Source organism: Burkholderia sp. Ed8 (assembly GCF_040761425.1).
Taxonomy (GTDB): domain Bacteria; phylum Pseudomonadota; class Gammaproteobacteria; order Burkholderiales; family Burkholderiaceae; genus Burkholderia; species Burkholderia seminalis.
The window spans coordinates 3,114,914-3,137,560 of sequence record NZ_CP142886.1 but is presented as its reverse complement, the minus strand read 5'-3'; the positions used below and the strand labels follow the sequence as shown (position 1 = coordinate 3,137,560).

The following is a 22,647-nucleotide window of genomic DNA, read 5'->3' as shown; positions in this document are numbered from 1 at the left end:
CCGTGTTTCGTCGTGCCGGCGCATTTACCGCGCCGACATGAAATCGAATAGTTTCGCGATATCGGTGGTCAACACGCTGCCCGCCTTTACGCCGACCCACAGCGTGCGCGTCGCCCACGCGTCGTCGAGCTTCACGACACCGAGCCGGGCCGCGCGTTCGCCCGTCACCGCCTCGCGCGGCAGTACGCCGATACCGAGCCCGGCCTCGATCATTCGGCTCACGCCGTCGAAATTCGATACCTGGATCCGCAGCTTCAGCGAGCGCTCGGCCGCGAACGCGGCGTCGGTCATGCGCGCGAGCAGCGAACTGCCGTCGCTCAGGCCGACGTAGTCCTCGTCGAGCGTCTCCGCGAAGCGGATGCTGTCGCGCGTGGCGAACCGGTGCGTGCGCGGCACGAGCAGCACCAGCTCGTCGTGCCGGTACAGCCGCCGGTCGATGCCGGGCGCCGGCACGTTGTCGGCGAACACGCCGAGATCGGCCTTGCCGGAGGCAAGCGCGTCGACGATCTCGTGGCTCAGCCGCTCCTCTAGACTCACCTTGATACCCGGGTTGTCGGTGAGGAACGCAGCGAGATCGGCGGGCAGGAACTGGACGATCGCGGACGTGTTGGTCCACACGTGGATGTGGCCGCGCACGCCGGTGGCGTAGTCGCTCATCTCGTGCGCCATCCGGTTGACCTGCTCGATCACCTTCGCTGCATGGTCGAGCAGCGCACGGCCCGCGGGCGTCAGCTCGACGCCCCGCGCATGCCGGACGAACAGCGCGCTGCCGGTCACGCTTTCGAGTTCGGCGATGCGCTTGCTGACCGCGGACAGCGTGAGCTGGCCATGCTCGGCCGCCTTCGTCAGGCTGCCGTGCTCGGCGACGAGCGCGAACACGCGCAGCGACTGCAGATCGAAATGAAGCGGGTTCACCATGTCGTGGGTCCTGGGAAAACCGTGCGGCGCACACGTTGCCGCGACGGCCTGACGCCGATCATACGCCGGCCGTGCGCGTGTGAAGCACTGCGGCTAGCGCGGCGTGATCGACCGCAGCGCGGCGAGCATCGCCCCGTCCGGCCGCGCGAGATCGTCGAGCACCGCGAAGTGCTGCATGCCGGGCAGCCAGACGCGCGCGATCCGTTCGCCGGCCGCTTCGCATGCCGTCGCGTATTCGTCCGCCTGCCGGATGAGTTCGGGCAGTTCGGCGTCGCCGACCGCAACGACGGTCGGCGCGCCGGGCCCGACATGATGCAGCGGACTGTACGCGTCGACTTCGTGCGCGGTGAGCTGCAGCTTGTCGTTCAGGCAGCACAGCGAAATCGGTTCGAGATCGACGAGCGGGCTGATCGCGAGCGCCGACACGACGGCCGGATGCGCGCGATGCATGGCCGTCAGGTGGCCGCCCGCCGAGTGGCCGCTCAGGTGGATCGGGCGTCGCGCGGTGCCGAGGCGGTCGGGGTCGGTGGCGAGATGATCGAGCAGCATGCCGATTTCGGCGACGATGCCGGTCATCGTCGCGACCGGCGCGAGCGTATATTCGGCCAGGATGACGTCGAAGCCGCAGGCGAGCGGCCCGCTCGCCGCATACGCGAAATCCGCTTTCGTGCAGTGCTGCCAGTAGCCGCCGTGAATGAACACGAACAGCGGCGCACCGGCCTGCCCGCACGACAACCAGTCGAAGCGTTGCGCGGGCTGCGCGCCGTAACGCAGGTCGCGGCGGCCGGGCGTCGCGTCGTACAACGCGGCGCTGCGCGCCTGGCACGACGCGAGCAGCGCCGGGAAATCGGGAACGGCTTTCGTGTTCAGGTACGCGGCATCGAGCGCCGCGCGGTCCATGCCGCGATAGAGGATCGTCATTCGGGGAGCGCCTGGATCGGGTTGCGGATGCGCGGGAAGCAGGTTCGCCGTGCGCGTTGAGCAGGCGACGGCCGGGCCGACGCCGTTGCGCCATTATCCGCGGCGCGGCCGCGTCCGGCTATCCGGAATCGGCGGGCGCGGCGCCCGCCTGTCCGCTTTCGGCGAAGGACTGCGAACGCCGCGTGCTCGCGGGCGACCGGCTGCTTCGGCTCAGATCGGCTCGGCGATCTCGATCAGGTTCAGGTCGGGATCGCGCACGTAGACCGAGCGGATCTTCCGCGTGGCGCCCGTGCGCTCGACGGGCCCTTCGACGATCGGCCATGCGACGCGCCGCAGGTGCGCGATCACGTCGTCGAGCGGCACCGATGCGATGAAGCACAGGTCGAGCGCGCCGGGCACCGGCACGTGCGCCTTCGGCTCGAACTCCGCGCCGCGCACGTGCAGGTTGATCTTCTGGTTGCCGAAGCGGAACGCGAGCCGGCCGGCGCCGAACGTTTCGAGCTGCATCTGCAGCACTTCGGTGTAGAAATGCCGGGTCTTGTCCGGATCGACGCAGGTCAGCACGAGATGGTCGAGGTGGTCAATCAGCGCCATGGAATTCGCTCCGGTTGTCGTTCATGAGAAAGCGCGTTGCGCGGGCATCTCGCCGGCGTCGGCGCGCGGCGGCGGATGCAGGTCCGAGCGGCGGCCGGCCTTCAGGATCTGGCTCGGCACATCGTGCCCGATCAGCACGGGCAGCCGCGCCGACGCGGCCAGCACGGCCGCGAGGTCGACGCCCGTATCGTAGCCGTCGAGTTCGAGCATGTGCACGAGTTCCTCGGTGCATGCGTTGCCGGTCGCACCCGGCGCATACGGGCAGCCGCCGAGCCCGCCGAGCGATGCGTCGAAGCGGTCGATGCCGGCGTCGAGCGCCGCGAGCGTATTGGCGAGCGCCATCCCGCGCGTATTGTGGAAATGCAGCGTGAGCGGCAGCGCGCGGAAGCGTTCGCGTGCGCGTTCGGACAACGCGCGCACCTGCGACGGAAATGCCATGCCCGTCGTGTCGCACAGCGTGAAGCCGTGCACGCCGAGATCCGCGAAGCGCTGCATCCACGCGAGCACCGTTTCGGCCGGCACGTCGCCTTCCATCGGGCACCCCATCGCGGTCGACAGCGACACGTTGATCGCGACCCGCGCGCCGCGTACCGCGTCGATCACGCCGCGCAGCTGCGCGAACGACTGCTCGCGCGTCATCCGCAGGTTCGCGCGGTTGTGGCTTTCGCTCATCGACATCACGAGGTTCACTTCGTCGACGCCGCACGACAGCGCGCGCTCGGCGCCGCGCACGTTCGGCACGAGCACCGTGTAGACGACGCCCGGTGCGCGCACGATGCCGTGCATCACCGCCTCCGCGTCGCGCAGCGCGGGGATCGCCCTCGGCGACGTGAACGACGTGACCTCGATCTTCGCGTAGCCGCATGCGCTCAGCGCGTCGACGAGCGCGATCTTGTCGTCGGTGTCGACGAAGGCCGCTTCGTTCTGGAAACCGTCGCGCGTCGCGACTTCGTGGATATGGAGCCGTTTGCGTTGCCCGCTCATGTCGTCTTCTCCCGGGCCCGGTTCAGATCACGCCGCGCGTGCGCCAGTCGTCGCGCGTCGCGGCATCGATGCCGAGCGATTCGAGCACCGCGTCGGTATCGGCGCCGAGCGCGGGCGCCGGACGCTCGATGCGCCCGGGCGTGACGTCGAGTTTCGGCACGATGCCCGGCACGAGCACGGGCGTGCCGTCGGGCAGCGCGGCGTCGACGATCATGTCGCGTGCGCGGTAATGCGGGTCGGCCGCGATGTCGGCCACGTCGTAGATGCGCCCGGACGGGATGCGCGCCTCGTTCAGCGCCGCCAGCACGTCGTCGAGATCGTGGCGCGCGCTCCACGCGCCGATCGCCGCGTCGATGCGCTCGACCTGCGCGACGCGCCCGTCGTTGTGCGCGAGCGCGGGATCGTGGCCGAGGTCGGGCCGGCCGATCAGGTCCATCAGGCGCCGGAAGATGCTGTCGCCGTTGCCGGCGATCAGCGCGTACTTGCCGTCGCGGCAGCGGTACGCGTTGGTCGGCGCGATGCCGGGCAGGCTGCTGCCGGCCGGCTCGCGCACCGCGCCGAACGCCGCGTATTCGGGCAGCAGGCTTTCCATCAGGTTGAACACCGATTCGTACAGCGCGACGTCGACGACCTGCCCCTTGCCGCCCTGCTGCTCGCGATGCCGCAGCGCGAGCAGCACGCCGATCACGCCGTGCAGCGCCGACAGCGAATCGCCGAGCGAGATGCCGACGCGCACCGGCGTGCGGCCCGGCTCGCCGGTCAGGTGCCGCAGGCCGCCCATCGCCTCGGCGATCACGCCGAAGCCCGGCCGGTCGCGATACGGGCCCGTCTGCCCGAAGCCCGACACGCGCAGCATCACGAGCCCCGGATTGATCGCGGACAGCACGTCCCAGCCGAGCCCCCAGCCTTCGAGCGTGCCGGGCCGGAAATTCTCGATCAGCACGTCGGCCTCGGCGGCGAGGCGGCGCACGACGTCCTGCCCTTCAGGCGTGCGCAGGTCGAGCGTGAGCGACGTCTTGTTGCGCGACTGCACGGCCCACCATACCGACGTGCCGTCGTGCAGCAGCCGCCACTTGCGCAGCGGATCGCCGAGGCCGGGCGGTTCGACCTTGATCACGTCCGCGCCGAATTCGGCAAGCATCCGGCCCGCGAACGGCCCGGCGATCAGTTGGCCGAGTTCCAGCACGCGAATGCCGTCGAGCGGTCGTGTCATGGTTGTCTCCGTTCAGATCGTGGAATCGATGACGGCGATCATGACGGCGTTCGCGCACCGCGAAAATCGATCGATGCTCAACCAGGCTTTCCGAAACGGAAAGGCGCGCGGCAGCACGAGCGTCGCGCCGGCCACCGTGCGGTGCGCCGGCCTTTCCGTCCGGGAAAGCGCGCTCGCGCAACGGTCAAACGACGGCGCGCGCGCCGGCGGCAGAATCGAAGCCGTTCCGCGCCACCGGGCGCCCGTCAGCGAGACCCGCCATGTTTTCCGTTTCCGCTCCCGCGAAGATCGTATTTCTCGACCGTGCGACGCTGTCGCCGCAGACCGTGCTGAAGCCGTTCCCGTTTCCGCACGTGATGCGAACGTTCGACCGGACGGCCGCACACGACGTGGCCGCGCGCATCGACGACGCGGACATCGTCGTGATCAACAAGGTGCGGCTCGACGCGGCGGCGCTCGCCGACGCGCGGAAACTGCGGATGATCGCGATTGCCGCCACCGGCACGGACCTCGTCGATCTCGCTGCGTGCGCGGCACGCGGCATCGTCGTGAGCAACATTCGCGGTTATGCGGTCCGCACGGTGCCGGAGCATACGTTCGCGCTGATCTTCGCGCTGCGACGCAGCCTCCTGGCGTATCGCGACGCGGTGCGCGCGGGGCGCTGGCTCGACAGCGGGCAGTTCTGCTTCTTCGATCACCCGATCCGCGACCTGGCGGGCGCGACGCTCGGGATCGTCGGCGACGGGGTGCTCGGCCGCGCGGTGGCCGGGATCGCCCGTGCGCTCGACATGCGCGTACTGTTCGCGGCGCACGGCGATACCGCGGATGGTGACCATGTGCCGCTCGACACGCTGCTGCGCGACAGCGACGTGATCACGCTGCACTGCCCGCTCACACCGGCGACGCGCCACCTGATCGATGCGCAAGCATTCGCGCGGATGGCGCGCCGGCCGCTGCTGATCAACACGGCGCGCGGCGGCCTCGTGGACGAACGCGCGCTCGTCGACGCGTTGCAGTCGGGGCGGATCGCGGGTGCGGGATTCGATGTGGTGACACAGGAGCCGCTGCCGGCCGCGCATCCGTTCCACGCGATCCTGTCGCATCCGGCGTTCATCCTGACGCCGCACGTCGCGTGGGCGAGCGACGAGGCGATGCAGGCGCTCGCCGACCAGCTGGTCGACAACGTGGCCGCGTTCGCCGGCGGCGCGCCGCGGCATGTCGTGTGAGGCGGGCAGAAACGGAACGGCCCCGCTCGATTGCTCGAAGCGGGGCCGGCTGGATTCGGGGCTGCTTACGCCAGCGACTCGGCTCGTGGCGGGTTCGTGCATCCGCCCTGTCTTGCGGCCGGTTTCCGGATACCCGATGAGCGCGGCTTCAAGGGATTCAGATCGACGACGATGCAGGGCAAGCCCGCAAAACCGCTCAGTACGCGGACATCTCGACGCAAGGATCGACCTTGGACGGCGAGCAGATCACCGAGTACTTCGCGCTCTCGCGCATCAGCGCTTCGCCTTCGTGCAGCGCGATCTTGATCTCGGGGTGACGCTCGTACGCGAGGAATGCCGAGCACACCACGGCGGACATCACGACGAGGGAAAACACAAATTTTTCAAGGGTTTGGAAGCGTTCAGGCATGGTCCGACCTTTCTCTTAGGCCGCCATTATATCTCGAAATAAGGGTTTTCCCTATAAGCCGGCCCGCATACCGAGGATGCCTTCGATCGGAATCGGGCCAGTGTTCGCGCCCTTTTTGGGGAGGGGGAGCAGCGAGACCGCGAGGCCGATCAGGACGCGGCCGCGTACCGGCAGAAGGCGCCGAAGGCGTGCCGCCGGCCCATCACTGCGGCGCCGACGCGCCGCTTGCCGCATTGCCGGGCCACGCGTTGCCGATATGGTCGATCAGCGATTTCGCGGTGCCCGTCACGAGCGCCGCATCGACGCCCGACGTCTGCCACGAGCCGTCGGCGGCCTTCACGAAGGTCAGGTTCGCGCGCGACGGCGAGTAGTCGGCATTGCGCCACGTGACGACGACGTCGCACGCGTACGTACGATCGCCGAGCTTCTTGCAGTCGCCGTCGGGTTTGGCCGATACGACATCGGCCGAGACAGGCAGCGGCTGGCCGAACAGCGCGTTCAGGCCGCCGTGGTTTTCCGCTTCGAGCGCGCGGCGCACGGCCGCGTCGACGTCGCTCGATCCGGGACCGTCGTGGAGCAGGTTGCAGGCGGCCAGCAGCGTCGTTGCACCGGCGAGTGTCAGCAGCGTTTGAAACTTCATGGAGATCCGTCGATCGAGTGGAACGCCGCGTAGTCTGCAACGTCCGCGTGCCGGGCGCGGTATCCATTTGTAACCAATTGCACGGATGCCGCGGGCGACCGCTTGCCCCTCGTCTACTGACGCTCCTGCTTCACGCGGCTGACCAGTTGCGTCGGGCTCACGGACTGCAGCGCGATCACGACCCAGACGAGCGTGATGGCCATGTAGATCATCGCCATCGCGTCGATCGACTGCGGCGCGCGCACGCCAGTCGAGAACACCGCGTAATACAGCGCGACGACGAGCGTCTGCGTGCTCGGCCCCGCGGTGAAGAACGTCAGCTCGAACATCCCGATCGTGCGCACCAGCACGAGCAGCCCGGCCGCAAGCATGCCGGGCACTAGCAGCGGCAGCAGCACGTAGCGGAAATAGCGCCACGTGTTCGCGCCGAAGATGCGCGCGGCGGCTTCGAGGTTCGGATCGATCTGCTCGATGAACGGCGTCATCACGAGGATCACGAACGGCAGCGCCGGCACGAGGTTCGCGAGGATCACGCCCGGCAGCGTGCCCGCGAGCCCGATCTTGTACATCACGGTCGCCATCGGGATCCCGTACGTGACGGGCGGCACCATCAGCGGCAGCAGGAACACCAGCAGCGCGAAGCGCTTGCCGCGAAACCGCACGCGTGCGAGCGCATACGCGGCCGGCACGCCGAGCGCGATCGACAGCAGCACGACCGCGCCGACGACTTCGACGGTCACCCACAGCACGCTCGCGAGCTGGAAGTCCGCCCAGGCCTTCGCGTACCAGTGCAGCGTGAAGCCTTGCGGCAGCGGCGTGCCGAACCAGCGCGTCGCGACCGAGTTCACCGCGACGGTCGCGATCAGCAGCAGCACGTTCAGCAGGAAGAACGCCATCAGCCCCCAGACGAGCGCCTTCCAGGCGCGGCCGGCGAGGTTGCCTTTCATCCGGTGCGGTTTCCTTGCGTCGACGGGCCGTGCATCCGGCGCGTCGTGCTTCGGCGGCCATGCGCGCGCGGCATGATTGTCGGTTGCCATCAGCCCTTGCCTCCCGTCACCGCGCCCGTATAGAAGAAGCGGCGCGCGCCGAGCATCGACGCGACCACCAGCAGCTGGACGAAACCCATCACGATGGCGACCGCCGACGCGAGCGAATAGTCGTAGCTCTCGAACGCAGCCTCGGCGGCCGCGATCGAGATCACGCGCGTCGGCCCGGCCGGCGCGCCGAGCAGCACGGCCGACGGAAATACCGAGAACGCCTGCACGAACGACAGGCACGCGGCCATCGTGAGCCCCGGCACGAGCAGCGGCAGGTAGATCTGCCGGAACTGCTGCCACGGGTTCGCGCCGAGCGTGGCCGCGGCGCGCGCGAGCGTCGGGTCGATGCCGCTGATGTACGACAGCATCAGCAGGAACGCGAACGGAAAGCCCGACACGATCAGCGACAGCAGCACGCCCCAGTAGTTGTGCGTCAGGCGCACCTCGTCGGTGTACAGGTGCAGCCCCTGCAGCGCCTGCGGGAACCAGCCGTTCGGCCCGAAATACGTGAGCATCCCGTCGGCGACGAGCACCGTGCCGAGCGTAACGGGAATCACGAGCAGCGTCGTGACGAGCTTCTGGTACGGCGAGTGGCGGCGCAGCGCGAACGCGACGGGTACCGCGATGCCGACGTTGAGCAGCGTCGCCGGCACCGCGAGCTTTAGCGTGACGAGCACGGTCGGCCACATCGCGGTGTCGGTGAAGAACTGCACGTAGTTCGCGAGCGCGCCGCCGCCGTTCATCGGCTGGAACGACAGCACGAGGCCGTACGCGAACGGATAGACGAACAGCGCGGCGATGAACGCGAGCGCGGGCGTGACGAGCCACGCCTTCGCGTCGCGCGGCGCGCCGGACGCGAGCGTGCTCATGCCCGCTCCGCCGCGTAGACGAGCGTCCGGGCAGGCGCGACGCGCAGCCGCAACCGCTCGCCTTGCGCGAAATCGCCGGCGACGCGTGCCCAGATCGCGCCGAACGGCGTGATCGCACGGAGCAGCGAGTCGCGGCCGCCGTATTCGACCGTTTCGACGGTCGCGTCGAACGCGTTGTGGCTGCCTTCGTCCGCGCGCTCGATGTCGTCGGGGCGCAGCGCGACCACGACGTCCTTCGTATCGAAGCCGGCCATCGGGACGCCCGTGAGGCTGACGCCGCCGGCCGCGACCCGGACGTCGTCGCCGGCCATCCCCTCGAGCGTGAACGGCAGCACGTTGCGGTAGCCCATGAAGCGCGCGACGTGCAGGTTGCGCGGGCGCGTGTAGACGTCCTTCGGCGACGCGACCTGCTGCACGACGCCCTCCTTCATCACGACGATGCGGTCGGCCATCGACAGCGCTTCGTCCTGGTCGTGCGTCACATAGATCGTCGCGCGCTCGAGCTGCGTGTGGATGCGGCGGATCTCGGCGCGCATCTCGATGCGCAGTTTCGTGTCGAGGTTCGACAGCGGTTCGTCCATCAGCACGAGCGGCGGCTCGATCACGATCGCGCGCGCGATCGCGACGCGCTGCTGCTGGCCGCCCGACAGCTGCCCGGGCAGCTTGCCCTCATGGCCGACGAGCTGCACGAGTTCGAGCGCCTGCTGCGCGCGCCGCCGCGTTTCCTGCTTCGGCACGCCGCGCATCTTGAGGCCGAAGCCGACGTTCTCGAGCACCGACATGTGCGGAAACAGCGCGTAGTTCTGGAACACCATCCCGAAGCCGCGGCGCTCGGGCGGCAGCACGTCGATGCGCGTGTCGTCGAGCCAGATGCCGCCGCGCGTCAGCGGCTGCAGCCCCGCGATGCAGTTCAGCGCGGTCGACTTGCCGCAGCCCGACGGGCCGAGCAGCGCGATGAACTCGCCGCGCCGGATCTCGAGATCGAGGCCGTTCAGCGCTGCGACCTGCGCCCCTTGCGCATTGGTGAAACTGCGGCACACGCCGTCGAGCCGCAACCGTTCGAAACTGTGGTTCATTGCACGGAACTCCCTCGACGCGGGCGCCGCGGCGCCCGCCGGTTCAGGCGTCACTTCGATTTCTGCGAACCGATCTCGCGATCCCACTTCTGGAACGCGGCGACCATCGCCTGTGCGCTGAGCGGCTGCACGTGCGGGCGATCGGCGAGCAGCTTCGCGTACTCGGGGCGGCCGAACTTGCGGACCACGTCCTGGCTGTGCGCGGGCGCCATCTCGAGCGTCACGCCCTTCACCGCCGGGCCCGGATAGAAATAGCCGTCGTCGTAGGTCATCGCCTGCTGCGCCGGTTCGAGCAGGAAGTTCATCAGCTTGAACAGCACGTCGAGCTTGTCCTTCGGCACGCCCTTCGGAATCACCATGAAATGCGCGTCGTTGACCCACGTCATGTCGTCGAATGCCTGGATCCGGAACTCGGTCGGCACGATGCCGAGCGCGCGCGGGTTGATGTCCCAGCCCGTGACGGTCACGGTCATGTCGCGCGTGCCTTCGCCGAGCTCCTTCATCACCGCCGACGTGCCGCCCGGGTAGTACGGCACGCAGTCGTTCAGCGCCTTCAGGAACGCCCAGGTCTTGTCCCATCCGTTGATCGGGTCCTGCGGATTCTTGTCGCCGAGCACGTACGGCAGCCCCATCAGGAACGTGCGGCCCGGGCCGGAGTTCGCCGGACGCGCATAGATCAGCTTGTTCGGGTGCGCCTTGCACCAGGCGAGCAACTGATCGGGCGTCTTCGGCGGGTTGCCGACCTTCGCCGGGTTGTATTCGAGCAGCGGGCCGGCCGGCATGTAGGTGACTTCGAGGCCGAAGCCCTGCGCGAGATCCTGCATCTTGCGCGGGCCGGGCGCGTATCTGTCGAGCACGCCGGGGAACGCGGCTGCATTATCGGGAAGGAGCTTGAGCCACAGGTTCTGTTCGATGCCGGCGGCCAGCGCGTCGGTGCCCGTCAGCACGAGATCGATGTCGGCGCGTCCCGCTGCCTGCATCGCCTTGATCTTGCCCGGCAGCTGCGGCGCAGGCGCATTCGTGAACGTGACATTTGACACGAGGGTCGGGTTCTTGTCCCGGAACGCCTCGATGGCCTTCTGCGTGAGCTGGAGGTTGCCCGCGACGTCGACGATGTTCAGCGACACGGGCGCCGCAACGGCCGCCGCGGCCGACAGCGTGAAACCCAGTGCGAGTGCGATCCGGCGGACACGGCGAGCGATCGTGGTGGTGTTCATGTCTCCTCACTTCGGTCGGTGGATGGGACCTTTCTTTTCAGGAAATCATGACGGCGTTATACGATGTCGGTCAACAAAAAACCGTGGCGCGCGGGACGGGACTTTCCCTGACAAAAACCTTCCGCCGAGATACGATCCGGTTGGCACAGACTATTTCGAGGGGCGCCATGCCGCGGGACGCGATACGTGTTAGGACATCATATGTCGCTGGGCGGCTCGACTCACGCTGGATGACCGCCAAGGGCCTGCCAAGTGAATGATCCGGTAGAGAACGCTTTCAGCGCGGCAGCGGCAATTCCCGGACTGCACTGAAATATTCGGCCCGTTCCTCGCTCGTGACGCTCGCATCGGCCATGTCGACCATGAGGTCTTGAAGGTTGGTGACGCGCGGAATCGAGATGCCCTGCCCCACCATGTACGTCGACGCGCAGGCGAGGCCGGTGCGCGTGTTTGCGTCATCGAACGCTAACGGCTGCCTGCGCGGGGCCGGCGATGCCTGCATCGATTCCAGGGATCGGCTACAGTGGGCGTTTTCGGCGCGCCCCGGCCCGCCGCCGCGTGTGGTCCATCGGTGCACGCGGCAGTACGGACGGAGCGCGGAACATTCCCTTCGACGAGCGAACCTTCATGCCCGATCTGTCCGCCTTCCCGATCACGCAAAAGTGGCCGGCCCAGCATCCCGACCGTCTCCAGCTCTACTCGCTGCCGACGCCGAACGGCGTCAAGGTGTCGATCATGCTCGAGGAAACCGGCCTGCCGTACGAGCCGCACCTCGTGCGCTTCGACACGAACGACCAGTTTTCGCCCGAATTCCTGTCGCTGAACCCGAACAACAAGATCCCGGCGATCATCGACCCGAACGGCCCCGACGGCAAGCCGCTGCCGCTGTTCGAATCGGGCGCGATCCTGATCTATCTCGCGGACAAGACCGGCCAGTTGATCCCGAAGGATCTCGCCGGCCGTTACGAGACGATCCAGTGGGTGATGTTCCAGATGGGCGGCATCGGGCCGATGTTCGGCCAGCTCGGCTTCTTCCACAAGTTCGCCGGCCGCGACTACGAGGACAAGCGCCCGCGCGATCGCTACGTCGCCGAGTCGAAACGCCTGCTCGCCGTGCTCGACGCGCATCTCGCGAACCGCCAGTGGGTGATGGGCGACACCTACACGATCGCCGACATCGCGATCTTCCCTTGGGTGCGCAATCTCGTCGGCTTCTACGAAGCGGGCGACCTGGTCGGCTTCAGCGAATTCCGGCACGTGGCGCGCGCGCTCGACGCGTTCGTAGCCCGTCCGGCCGTCGCACGCGGGCTCAATATCCCGGCACGCGGCTGAATCTGGGCGGCCCTGTGTCGCTCAAGCCCGCCGCATTGCGCGGCGGGCTTTTTTGTTCTTCGTGGAGTTCCGGGGGGACGTCGGGGAGGAATGTCGGCGTTCGGCCAGTATCGGACGATCGCAGGAGGCCACCCCGGTCATTCGGGTGTCAGCGGCGTACTCAAAAGCGGCCATCCGCAAGCGAGGAAGGCGTACCGTTTCGACGCCTCGAAAGAGCAGCCACGCGGGCGCATTTCTTGTCGTCAGGACCGCCGTCGCTTCGTTAGTTCGCTAAGTAGATCCATCGGATCGGGTGGATTTGTCTTGGCGAAAAACTCCGTACCAACAAGGATTGGCTGGTATTGCAACTTAAATCTCGCGAGCATCTCTGCAGCCCTTCCAATGAATATCGTGTCATTGAAGTGCTCCGGTGCGTTGTAATGCTTGACCAACCGTGGAGGAAGTGCGGCATCGACAATGGTATCGCCACCCAGCGAAACCCATGCGTGGACTCTTTGCGCCCCGTAATGAGGCACCGTGGCACGCACCTCAGCTTGCAAGCTTTCCAAGGTGGTTTCAAATTCGTCCGTGCCATTGATGATGACATTGCCGAGCACAATGTCCGCAGGAATACCCGCGTTATTCAGTTGGGCGAAAATATTTGTCGACAAAGTTTGACAGGAGTTGCCCCAGTAGCCGGGAATAATCATGTCAAAGAAACCTGAGAGGTAATTTACCAACTCAGAGGTGCAGCGCAAGGTATCGTCTGCAATGTTCGCAGCGGCAGAAATTAGCGGCGGCCGGGTGAAACCTAGGATTTTAGCCTGTGCAATGGCGTCAGATAGTTGTTCGCGGTATGACGCTGAGTAATCGTTAAGGCTACGTTTTGTCGTTTGCAAAGGTACTCCCTTTTTTGTCTAGTATATCCATCAATGCAACTGCAGCACCCGTGCCCGAGTTTACCCGTGGGCTGGACACGATCGCACGATGTTCGCCAACTGGCCTGTTTCCGGCGGCTGCCGGCCAGGAGGAGACCTTGGTCTGGCTTCGTCGCCAGACATTGAGACGGCTGTTCCACCCAGCAACTCGTCATTCCATAGCCGAGAGCCGGTGTCGCTCGTCGGCCAAAGCTGATGCTGGTCGATTATTAGGTCAGCGGCGGGTATGCGTCACCGAACGGAGGGTAACGCGTTCGCATTGCCACTACAAAGCACACGCAAAAAGCCGGAGACTAATACGGTTCGCAGGTCCACTCATATCTTGGGGAGCCGGCCCTGGTCTCGAAGCCTTAAAATGCACTGACGCGCGAGAGTATTTGTGATTTTCAGTTTTTTTCCGATATGCGAGTTAAGGTCCTTTGGCCACTCCTGCAGTGCCCCCGGCGGCACTAGTTCCAGAACTTTCAACAGCAGCGCTGGTGTCTCGTTGCGTTCCGCCCAATGGCCTAGATCGGAAGCCACGAGGTTCATCTTTTTGCAGATTCCAACATGTACACCCGAATCCACCTTGACAACGCACGATTCGATCCGTTTTATAATTTTTCGGAGCTTTTTCTTGACCAGTAGAGTGCCGCTATCATTCGGCGCTCGCATGGGTTTCAACCAAGTATATATACATTTGAGGAATTTTAGGAAAAGTAAAAGGATCGCACTTCGGATACTTTCAAAGACCATCGAAGCATAGGAACTCGACTTCTTTCGATGATATACCACCATGATGTTCATCAAATCTGAGAGCCGCTGGGCAAGATTAAGTGAGCAATCGCTTACCGCAACATCATCGATAGCGAGTTTATAGATTAATACGCATGTCTCCTGGACGTTCGCTAGTTCCCGGTATAACGCCTTCAATGCACTTTCATTGCCAAATTCTACTAGACTGTAGTGGTCAACCAACCCCGGACACTGCGTTAAGTTTTTCTTCCGCAACAGCCGGCGCCAGTCCGTCATTGAACTGATGCGGCCGTATCCAGTTGTACCGATGCATCAGGTAGTGGCTGATATCCCGGTGTGCTTCCTGCGCCGACATGTAACCCACTGACGGCAGCCATTCTGTCTTGAAGCTGCGGAACAGCCTCTCCATCGGAGAATTGTCCCAACAGTTTCCGCGACGGCTCATGCTCTGCTGTATCCGATAGCGCCACAGGCGCTGACGGAATTTCCGACTCGCATACTGACCGCCCTGATCCGAGTGGAATAGCAACCCTTGTGGCCGACCACGCTGCTCATAGGCCATGTCCAGCGCCTGCACGACCAGATCGGCATCCGGGCGTGTCGAGAACGCCCAGCCGACGACTCGGCGCGTGAACAAATCAAGTACGGCGGCCAGGTAATGCCAACGGCCTTGCGCCCAGACATACGTGATGTCGCCACACCAGACCTGATTCGGCGCATCAACCTCGAACTGACGGTTGAGATGGTTCGGAATATCGATCCGCTCGACCGTAGCTTGCTTGTACGCATGGCTGCCGGGCTGCTTGCAGATCAACCCCAGCTCTTCCATCAAGCGACTTACCTTGAAGCGGCCAATCGCCGTGCCTTCCTCGCGCATCATGCCCATGATGCTGCGGCTGCCAGCAGAGCTTCGACTCTCGACGAACAGTTCGTGCACCCGGTGGCGCAACGCCATACGCTCGGCATCTACGCGCTGGGCACGCTCCCGGTACGCATACAGACAGGACCGCGATACGTCGAATACCGCGCACATCAGTTCGACTGATTCGCCTGCGCAGATCTGATCAATTACTTCGTACGTTCTATGCCTTCCGACATCAAGAGCGCGGTAGCCTTTTTTAAAATGGCCTTCTCACGCTCGAGGCGTTCGATACGCGCCTCGAGTTCCTGAATGCGTTGCTGATCCGGCGTGATTGCCTTGCCCTGCGGCGTGACACCCTGACGCTCCATTTGAAGCTGGTGCACCCAGCGGCGCAGTACCGTCTCGCCGACGCCGACCGAGCGACTCGCCTCCATATGGCTATAGCCCTGGTCGAGCACCAGACACGCGGCTTGCTGTTTGAACTCCGGGGAAAACGTACGACGTCGCTTGGTCATTAGACACCTCTTCATGGCGAGCATTCTCGCCTAAATCAGTGTCCGGGTTCATTAGACCACTACAGACGTGCCTGGTTTGCATTAAATATCGCGTAGCTGAAAGTTGCCTCTATCGAGTTTTCAAGGGACTGAAGTGTATCGCGCAATCGACTGGCGGCCCTCCTGCCCGGCGCTAAGCGTTCAAGACTGGTGCGCAGCTCGTTGATTTGCGCCGTAAAACCTTCTAGTCGTCTTTGAGCGTCGCTTGTGTAAAGAAGAAGCAACGTCGATTGTTGGCGCTCTGAAGCGAACTTTCCGATTAGCAGCACGGTCATTATCAAACCCGATATGACAATCAGTGCCGCCGCTAGCCTTCCCATACCAATCGGCGAAAGATCGCCGTATCCGAGCGTCGTGAACGTGACAATGCAGAAGTAGAGCGCCTCGAGGAAGTCGGGGGACACAGCCTGACCATTGCTTGCCAGTCCGTTGCCTTTGGGTATCCAAAGATAGTACAACGATCCCAACAGTAAGATGCCCCCTGCGACAAGCAAAAGGTCTACATATGCTGCCCTTTCAACGACCCGGCCCAGTCTCGACGTTAAAACACCTTTGTCGTGCGGTTCGGGCAGTCCCTTCATGATACTAGCTGGCGGGGTCGTTTCTTTTTGTGGCATCGATTTCGTCCTGGTGAGTGAGAGAGAGCAAACGGCGGTTCTGTCCGAAGACGTGCCTAACATCCCAATTATCCGAACATCCGCAGTCATCTCCAGACGGTCATGGGTGGCCATCGGTCGATCAATAACCTAGCCATTTGAACGACTGCTTCATTCCGGCAGAGGTCTTCGCCACGGATGCTATCGAACGAAGGGAAGACTGCATGATACATTCGCCGCACAAGCAAAAAACGCGGGGGTCACGATGCATTATGCATGCTCTTCCGACTGGAAGCTTTTGCTGGAATACTTGAAGGTATTGCTTGCATGGCCTGTAGTTGTGGGCGTCGGCGCGACAATCGGAACGCTTTGGTTTCGAACAGAGTTGCGAGCGCTGATCAACCGCATTGCCAGCCTCGAATTTCCGGGCGGGAAACTAACGACACAACAGGCAAAGCTTGAGGAAGAAGCAGCTTCGAAAGACACTGTTGAATCGATTCCAGTGGCCGGCGATGAACCTTCGGTGTTGAAAGAAATTCATCTTTCTGTTGTTGATCAGGAGAAGCTAAGGGCTGTGATGCTTGCCGAACGTGTCGCAGCAAGGATGTGGGAATATCACTTCTTGAATTATTTTTTTGCTCCAGCTACCCAACATGTTCTTGAGTGGCTAGTCGGTTTGGGCACTACCACAGACGACGCGTACCAAGCGTATTGGATTCATCGTATCCCGCAAGGAATCGAACGTCAGGCGATCATTGATGCACTTCAAAAACACCTATGCATTCAAATTGTTGGGCCATCGATTCAGGTCACCGATAAGGGACGAGAATACGCCGGGTGGTCAGAGCGCAAAATTCTAAGCATAGTTCAGCGCACGCCCGAGCTAAGTTGACCGGCCTGTGCAGATCAAGGCCACCCAAAAGTGCGTCTGCTGTACTTCGGAACGCGACGGTGCAGATCGAATGCGGTGACTGACCGCGACGGGTCGGCAGTGGGAGTTCGGCGGCCGGTGCCAGCGCGGGCGACTGGCCACCAACTTCGAGCTTCCGGATTCGGCCAGAAGGCGACGTTGACCAGCTCGACAACGGCGTTCCGCGGGTGACCGGTTCGCACCACTTACCGACCGCTCGAGTATCCTGTGACGACTGGCAACTAAATTAACAAGTATCGACCCTGAACTCGCCCGTCAAGACCGAGGGGCCGCCAAACCATCGCATCTGGTCGACCTTGTCATTACTGCATTGATCCTTCGCGGCAGCGGTGGCAAGACGTTGCGCCATCGCCGTATGTGACAAATGCGAGCCGAAAGAAAGGCTAGGGCAGGGACGGTATGCGAGAGTAATACCGATCGCTGGCATCGAGCAACCAAATTTCATCAAATCGATGTTCGGGCAGGTTGTCCCGAACGCCTTGCACTAGCTGGTTCCATTCGTGAGGCGTGAACACACCGGTCAACGTGACTTGCACGATCAAGGTCACATTGTCCGGGTAGGGTTTAGCCACTTTGGCCTTAATCGCATCGACCACGATCACGATCTGCTTCGCGATGGCTTCGTTGTTGCCGTACGCGTATGCTTCTGACCTTACAACGCGATTGCCTTGATGTGCTTTACCTTCTACGCTGATTCCGTCTGGTGCGAACGAGTGACCTTGCGTGTCAAGTAGCTCACGTAACAGGTAGTCCTGTTTATGGACTGCCTGCGTAACTTCAAGCATCCCCTCCGCTCGTCGTTCGCCCCACTGAACCGCTAAGCCCGACCTTCTAATAGTGGCCTCTCCTAGTTGGTTTCCGCTACTCCAGCATAGCGATATGTTGACACCTCGCGTGTAGTTGAGCTGCACGTAACGCGCCAGCGGTACCAATTCTTCAATCAATCTTTTTTCAAATTTTGTCGGCCGCATGCGTAAGCGCGTCTGGAAATCAGGTTCCATGGAGAGCGCGTTGAACATCGCGTACACCCGGGAGCAGAAGCACAGTCCGTCCAGCATCACCCCGTCTACGGACGCAAAACTAAGGATATCGGCCATGTCAGTGTGTCTCGCGGTTGGTCGCGTTGCCGAAGCTCATGCAGTTTGTATTCACAGGCCAATTCGTTGCGTTGATACCCGTTTTATTCGGATCACTTCACTATTGGTGTGCTTGACCTGGATTAAAGCCAGTCTCGTTGGTCGGCCATAATATCCTCCCGATTTGCATCGGCTTCGTACATTTCGGCTATTCGCTCCAAGCATGCCGCAGTTCGTGGCCAATCAAAACGAAGTTCGCCTGCATCCCGCCGATATCGGTGTGCGAGACCGCGCTCCTGATCGCCCCCATCGTGCGGCATTCGCACTGTTACGCCACGCCGGTTATACACGCCGAGTTCCAAGCCTCGTTCCAACTCCTTGCTCCGGACAAGTTCGATAGCTGCACGCGCGGGCTCGGGGGGCCATGGGTCGTCGGCTTTACGCTTTGCCGCCGACAGGATCTCACCGATCTTCTGATCCCCGATGGTTGTGCGTCCGGCTTCGGAGAGAAGTTTGCGCGCCTGCTTTATCCAAAGCTCAAGCGACTCCCCGTCGATTTCTCCCTGATCATCTGCGCCAGGTACATGCGACCATGCATCGAGCACGTTATATGCGTGACTCGCCAAGTCCTGCGCTTTTGCCGGATCGACAGAATCCGTCTCGACAATGCCACTTCCTTCTTCCGGAAGGAAAATCAACTTGATCAGGTAGACGAAAAATTCTGGATCTCGGGCCAGGGCACGGTGAAGAGTTCGTGTGGAGCGCCGGGAGTAACGCAGGGAATCGAAATAGATAAATTCCAGGCTGGCGATTTCTTGCTCGCTTACGCTTGGATCGGAATCGAGATGGTCGAGGATCACTCCAACGTTATGGCTGAGCATCGTTGCAGCGTTTCCTTCAAGCGGCTGAGCGAGTTTTGTTGCCGCGCGTAATGCTGCGACGAGCAAGTGCCCAGCGGGCTTTGTCTCAATATGGTGGGATAGCCAACTAATGGCGTCAACAGCACGGCCCCATTCCAGCAATCGTTCGACAACGTCACCAGCCTCTGCATCTCGAGGAATCCAGTACACAGGCAATGAACGCCAATAGGTCTCACTCAATGTTAGACCACGATGGTCTATCTCTTCCCATGTAGATCTTTCTACGGGAAGTCCTCGAACGATTCGGACCTCGGCTTCCGGCCCCCAGCCCTCAGCTATGGCCTGCTGCCACAAACGCCGGGTCCAGGAAGCTCCATCCGTGCCGGCTTGCGTCATTAGCCCCCGGAAGATACCCAGGCCGACATCTGCTTCTGCAGGTTCAGCAGCGGAAATACCTCTCTTCATCAACGCATGCTTGAGTTCACTTTGTACATCAGCGTTTGCAATCCCGATGCCGAGAGCATGTCGCATCGTAACTGTCGACGCGAAAGCGAATAGATCCTCCTCGGGCAACTCAGCCAATAACTGGCTTGCCGCCTCGACCTGCTTTTTTGCCAAGTCGGCTTGCTCGAGATTCCAGTCGACATTCGGTCCCAACGTCGCCGCGCCGGGGCGGAAAAGCCATCGGACGCGCTCCTGCGTGCCGGCTGGTTGTAGCGTCTCGAAAACGGCATCCAGCGGCTTCAGATCATCTTCACGCATTGCCCATTGCGCGTCCGAAAAAACGCGGTGTTGAGACAGTAAGGACCGTAGCTGGTCGCGCATTGCCTCAATCTCTTTGGGATCGTCAAGTCCGCGGGCCATGATGGTCAATTGTTCGGTCGCCTGTTTGCGCCACTCGGAATCAAAATTCGGCCATCGATCCAGCAGTTGAATCCACCGCCCCAAATCATTTCCGACGTTCAGCAGCAGACGCTGGCCGATATTACGGCTTGCTTCACCGAGCGCTTGCACGGTAATTTCCTCGCGTCTATCCGGTGTGAAATCGCGCCATTTGGGCTTCGCAGAAGGCTCCGTCACGTCATGAAAACTGGGTGCCAGCTTCAGCAAGAGTGACCATCCGACTGCCGGATGCTGCCGCGTGATTGTGTCGATTACTTTGAGTCGCTCGGCGGGAGTCGCGTACGTCTGCGGAGACCAACTGACAAAAATGCGTCGGAGAGAAACAAAAGGCCTGTTGCTCCACTTTCCTCCCGGATCAATTTCATGGAGGCGTGCGAGCAGCAGCGCGGATTTTGCGAGGTAATCCGGACTTCGAGCCAGTATCTCCAATGCCCATAGCAAGTTCGACAAGTATTCCGTGGGATGTAACATCCCTTCATCGCTACGGAACAGAGACATGATCGGTGGGTCATTCCCATCGAGGCCTGCTTCTATGGCATCCAGGAACGCGCTAGGTGCGGCTTCGGCCAGATTCATGAAGTCGCCGGAAAGTGACCACCATAGGGACGGCCCGGCATTATCGAAGAGCTTGCGAACTGCGCGGTCGACACGTCCCCGGAGATCGGAAGCGAGGACAACTCCCTCTTGAAGAACGGCGATCGCGATCATTGCCTCCGTCAGACCACTGCGGGCCGCTGCAGATGGTTGTTCCTCGAATTCGCCATCCGCCTCATAATAGATACTCTTCGGGCGCGTCGCGAAGCGTGGATTGACCGCGCCAAGTACCTTATGAAAGGTCTGTTCAAAACGGTCTAGCTGGGTCGGCGTAACCCGGTTGCCGATCTGCATCCAGAGATCGCGGAGTGAAACGACTTTCCAGAGTTCTCCCGAGCGAACCAGCGGGCCGCCAGCCGAAGTCGCTAACGGTATAAGCACTTCCTCGATTTGCTCGTACGGGTGGTCAGCCAGTTCACTGAGCACCTTCTGATCTTGTGCTGATGTTCCCACCCATGCCCCGGCGAACATGGCCGCGATCAGTGCCGGGTCAGCCTTTTTTGCCCATTCAAGCTGTTGGTGCGGGGCTGCGGGTTTCAACCTCCGCAGCACAGTAATACTTCGCCCCGCTGCATGTGCATACGCGTAGGCGTCTTCCTCTTCTATGCCGGCTTGGACAAGTGCCAGTTTGAGATCGAATTTCCATGGCCTACGGAGCCGTCTCATGCCGCTTGAATGGTTGCTTGTGCTGGAGCCATATGCGGCGAAAACGTGATGTCGCTCGTCTACCAGTCGTTGCGCAAGCCCGGGTTCCGGGTCGGAGAGGACAATAATCAGCGGCGTCCCGAGCCCGACAAGTTGCCTCGCTGCGTCACTGTTTTCAGCGACAACACAGCGGCTCCAATGCCACAACCTATAGTGCTCAGGCAGCGGACTGATTGCAGCATACAGGAAAGCCATTGCCTCTTCTGGATCGTCTGCCTGCAGCGAAAGAAGCTGCGGCTGTTCTCGTAGCCACCTAAGTACCGCTATCTGATCTTCATCACGTCCCGTAAGAAGCACATCCGTGGTGATGGTTATCGTGCTCGCCCCTATCCATTCGGACCAAACTTCTTCCAAGGTCCGCAGTCCTTGGGGGCGACGACCTATCTTGATCGATAGCCATTGTGCTACCGCTGGACACATTTCGAGCCAATGCACAAGATCGTCGCCATCGATTAACGCAACATCTCGCCAAACGCCGCGTGCCTTTTGTTTCGCGATCCAATCATCCCTTTTGGGAAATCGTTGAGGCGTTACGAAGACAAAGGTCGTTAGCGAAGGATCTTGCCCGAGCGGCTCCTCCGTGCGCTTCTCAAAGTCGTCGTCCGCTTTCTTGCTAATCCTCGTGCGTTGCGTCCCGATTTCCCATACTGAATTTCCAGTTGGGACATAGGCTGCCCCGATATCGGTTATGCATTGTCCGTCCCATCCACCGTGCTGGACGCTTTCGTCCGACGGGAAACGGACGTCTGCCGCTGGCCCTACCGTCGCAAAAATCAAGCGGCGAAGCAACTCCGGCATAGCGCCCTGCGCGTCCCTTCGCTCTCCCCACTGGGAGAGGTCCGTTGCATTCACCCAGCGCATCAATCCGCCTGGGCTAGCAGTTCGAGGGGAGGTCGGGAGTCTGCTCTTTTCAACAACGCCGCCGGCAACAAATTGAAGCCCTTCAGCTTCGAGGGCGTTTCGGATGGCCTCGGCGTTATTGGCCATCGGCGTACGAACCCCACGCTCGAAGTCTGCGATTGTCGACGTGGCGACGCGGGCCTTTCTGGCTAACTCCTGCTGAGACCAGGTCAAAAGTGCCCGAGCAGCTTTCACCTGCTCCGGAACAAGTTCGTCGCCCAAGCTCAACCTCATATTTAAAATGTGAGATCAATGTAGGACGCTGATGCTGTTCAGTCAAGCGCATGTGTGTTGGCAGACGACATTGATCTGAGGCCCGAGCAGCGAACTCGGCTTTCAATGGGAAGGCATCGACCTCGATCGCTCGTTGCTAGCGAAGTGAGTCGGCTACTGCGCGAAGTTGCCGTAGCCCGTCGTCAAGGCAATGCGCAGACACGTAATGACGGCCAAGAAGCTGCGCCCCGGTGCGTGTGCTCGCGCCGGGCAATGGCGATACAAAGACCGGGCGCCTTTAGGTAAATGTGGGCGGCGATCGCGCTTCTGCGAATTCGACTGCAACGCTAAAGCGTAGCTGCGAA

Annotated in this window: 20 protein-coding genes; 3 read left to right on the top strand and 17 right to left on the bottom strand. The window is 62.3% G+C overall.

The features are described from left to right. Window positions 1-24: 24 nt before the first annotated feature. From VXM69_RS28280 to VXM69_RS28260, 5 genes are all read right to left on the bottom strand, one after another. On the bottom strand, window positions 25-918 hold the full coding sequence (locus tag VXM69_RS28280; protein WP_034186870.1) for a LysR family transcriptional regulator: 894 nt from the start codon (window positions 916-918) through the stop codon (window positions 25-27). Window positions 919-1,011: 93 nt separating this feature from the next. Beyond that, window positions 1,012-1,839 (bottom strand): alpha/beta hydrolase, encoded by an 828-nt coding sequence (locus tag VXM69_RS28275; RefSeq protein ID WP_367189597.1) that lies wholly within the window; start codon window positions 1,837-1,839, stop codon window positions 1,012-1,014. Between the two features lie 210 nt (window positions 1,840-2,049). Then, on the bottom strand, window positions 2,050-2,433 hold the full coding sequence (locus VXM69_RS28270) for a VOC family protein (protein WP_034186872.1): 384 nt from the start codon (window positions 2,431-2,433) through the stop codon (window positions 2,050-2,052). Between the two features lie 21 nt (window positions 2,434-2,454). After that, window positions 2,455-3,417, bottom strand: coding sequence for a hydroxymethylglutaryl-CoA lyase (locus VXM69_RS28265; RefSeq protein WP_367189596.1), 963 nt, complete (start codon window positions 3,415-3,417; stop codon window positions 2,455-2,457). A 22-nt stretch (window positions 3,418-3,439) separates the two neighbouring features. Next, window positions 3,440-4,630: a CaiB/BaiF CoA-transferase family protein gene (locus VXM69_RS28260; protein ID WP_059557677.1), complete on the bottom strand. Its 1,191-nt coding sequence runs from the start codon at window positions 4,628-4,630 to the stop codon at window positions 3,440-3,442. Between the two features lie 260 nt (window positions 4,631-4,890). Here VXM69_RS28260 and VXM69_RS28255 point away from each other — a divergent pair, with 260 nt between their 5' ends. Further along, the gene (locus tag VXM69_RS28255) at window positions 4,891-5,856 is read left to right on the top strand and encodes a D-2-hydroxyacid dehydrogenase (protein ID WP_049032495.1); all 966 of its coding nucleotides are present in this window, start codon (window positions 4,891-4,893) and stop codon (window positions 5,854-5,856) included. Window positions 5,857-6,052: 196 nt separating this feature from the next. On the opposite strand, the gene VXM69_RS28250 is transcribed toward VXM69_RS28255, so the two are convergent. The 7 genes from VXM69_RS28250 to VXM69_RS28220 all read right to left on the bottom strand — a co-directional run bounded on the left by VXM69_RS28250 (window position 6,053) and on the right by VXM69_RS28220 (window position 11,606). After that, complete coding sequence (locus VXM69_RS28250) at window positions 6,053-6,265, bottom strand: hypothetical protein (RefSeq protein ID WP_006497261.1); 213 nt, start codon at window positions 6,263-6,265, stop codon at window positions 6,053-6,055. A 202-nt stretch (window positions 6,266-6,467) separates the two neighbouring features. After that, window positions 6,468-6,905 (bottom strand): hypothetical protein, encoded by a 438-nt coding sequence (locus VXM69_RS28245; protein ID WP_034186876.1) that lies wholly within the window; start codon window positions 6,903-6,905, stop codon window positions 6,468-6,470. Window positions 6,906-7,018: 113 nt separating this feature from the next. Then, window positions 7,019-7,942, bottom strand: coding sequence for an ABC transporter permease (locus tag VXM69_RS28240; RefSeq protein ID WP_367189595.1), 924 nt, complete (start codon window positions 7,940-7,942; stop codon window positions 7,019-7,021). Continuing rightward, window positions 7,942-8,811 carry an ABC transporter permease gene (locus VXM69_RS28235; protein WP_367189594.1) on the bottom strand — a complete coding sequence of 290 codons (870 nt, stop codon included), beginning with the start codon at window positions 8,809-8,811 and terminating at the stop codon, window positions 7,942-7,944. The genes VXM69_RS28240 and VXM69_RS28235 overlap by 1 nt, the downstream gene beginning before the upstream one ends. Beyond that, a complete protein-coding gene (locus tag VXM69_RS28230) occupies window positions 8,808-9,887 on the bottom strand; it encodes an ABC transporter ATP-binding protein (RefSeq protein ID WP_367189593.1) in 1,080 nt (359 codons plus the stop codon). The genes VXM69_RS28235 and VXM69_RS28230 overlap by 4 nt, the downstream gene beginning before the upstream one ends. A 50-nt stretch (window positions 9,888-9,937) precedes the next feature. Further along, the gene (locus VXM69_RS28225) at window positions 9,938-11,104 is read right to left on the bottom strand and encodes an ABC transporter substrate-binding protein (RefSeq protein ID WP_367189592.1); all 1,167 of its coding nucleotides are present in this window, start codon (window positions 11,102-11,104) and stop codon (window positions 9,938-9,940) included. A gap of 277 nt (window positions 11,105-11,381) precedes the next feature. After that, the gene (locus VXM69_RS28220) at window positions 11,382-11,606 is read right to left on the bottom strand and encodes a hypothetical protein (RefSeq protein WP_367189591.1); all 225 of its coding nucleotides are present in this window, start codon (window positions 11,604-11,606) and stop codon (window positions 11,382-11,384) included. Window positions 11,607-11,731: 125 nt separating this feature from the next. Between VXM69_RS28220 and VXM69_RS28215 the strand changes: the two genes are divergently transcribed. Continuing rightward, a complete protein-coding gene (locus VXM69_RS28215; protein WP_034186882.1) occupies window positions 11,732-12,436 on the top strand; it encodes a glutathione S-transferase N-terminal domain-containing protein in 705 nt (234 codons plus the stop codon). A 242-nt stretch (window positions 12,437-12,678) separates the two neighbouring features. On the opposite strand, the gene VXM69_RS28210 is transcribed toward VXM69_RS28215, so the two are convergent. From VXM69_RS28210 to VXM69_RS28200, 3 genes are all read right to left on the bottom strand, one after another. After that, on the bottom strand, window positions 12,679-13,314 hold the full coding sequence (locus VXM69_RS28210; protein WP_155638539.1) for a hypothetical protein: 636 nt from the start codon (window positions 13,312-13,314) through the stop codon (window positions 12,679-12,681). 988 nt (window positions 13,315-14,302) lie between these two features. Beyond that, a protein-coding gene (locus tag VXM69_RS28205) for an IS3 family transposase (protein WP_175907396.1) occupies window positions 14,303-15,465 on the bottom strand; the annotation gives its coding sequence in 2 pieces (ribosomal slippage) (window positions 14,303-15,210 and window positions 15,210-15,465; 1,164 coding nt in all). Window positions 15,466-15,524: 59 nt separating this feature from the next. Next, window positions 15,525-16,121 carry a potassium channel family protein gene (locus VXM69_RS28200; protein ID WP_367189590.1) on the bottom strand — a complete coding sequence of 199 codons (597 nt, stop codon included), beginning with the start codon at window positions 16,119-16,121 and terminating at the stop codon, window positions 15,525-15,527. Between the two features lie 244 nt (window positions 16,122-16,365). Between VXM69_RS28200 and VXM69_RS28195 the strand changes: the two genes are divergently transcribed. Then, window positions 16,366-16,992: a hypothetical protein gene (locus tag VXM69_RS28195; RefSeq protein WP_124628853.1), complete on the top strand. Its 627-nt coding sequence runs from the start codon at window positions 16,366-16,368 to the stop codon at window positions 16,990-16,992. A 422-nt stretch (window positions 16,993-17,414) separates the two neighbouring features. Here the strand turns inward: VXM69_RS28195 and VXM69_RS28190 are convergent, their stop codons facing one another. Together VXM69_RS28190 and VXM69_RS28185 are read right to left on the bottom strand one after the other, a co-directional pair. Beyond that, window positions 17,415-18,128: a hypothetical protein gene (locus VXM69_RS28190; RefSeq protein WP_060157601.1), complete on the bottom strand. Its 714-nt coding sequence runs from the start codon at window positions 18,126-18,128 to the stop codon at window positions 17,415-17,417. Between the two features lie 122 nt (window positions 18,129-18,250). Next, window positions 18,251-22,291, bottom strand: coding sequence for a multiprotein-bridging factor 1 family protein (locus VXM69_RS28185; RefSeq protein WP_367189589.1), 4,041 nt, complete (start codon window positions 22,289-22,291; stop codon window positions 18,251-18,253). Between the last annotated feature and the right edge of the window lie 356 nt (window positions 22,292-22,647).